This window comes from Vibrio sp. ECSMB14106, from assembly GCF_000972265.1.
Taxonomy (GTDB): domain Bacteria; phylum Pseudomonadota; class Gammaproteobacteria; order Enterobacterales; family Vibrionaceae; genus Vibrio; species Vibrio kanaloae.
Genome location: NZ_LAUM01000087.1, coordinates 1 through 372 on the forward strand (window position 1 = coordinate 1; position 372 = coordinate 372).

The 372-nt window shown below is 40.3% G+C and carries 1 protein-coding gene; it reads right to left on the reverse strand.

The genetic code is table 11. The features are described from left to right. Positions 1-372 (reverse strand): ISAs1 family transposase (locus WR49_RS21265; RefSeq protein ID WP_046225283.1); only part of this gene is annotated, 372 nt, incomplete at both ends.

Below are 372 nucleotides of genomic sequence, written 5' to 3' on the forward strand. Positions count from 1 at the left end.
CTAAGAAATCTGTATTGTGAACAACCATACTCAAACGCGTTTCTGTACGGCCATGTCCTTTCTCTTGAGTGACGTATTTGTCACCTTCAAAAGTGTTAATCATACTAGAATTAAACACTTGGCTAATCGCTTGTTCCAATCGTTTTTGATTACCTTTTACCGCTAAGAGGTAATCAGCATCTTGAGCGACTACCTTTTCAGCTATATCCTTTTGGCATCCCATAGCATCAATCGTCACTAAACAACCTCGCAAGGAAAGCATTTCAAGAAGCTCAGGGATCGCTTTGATCTCATTGCTTTTATCCGCAGTCTTAACTTGTCCTAATACAACTTGGTTTGCTGCACTAAACGCACTAACCATATGGATTGCAC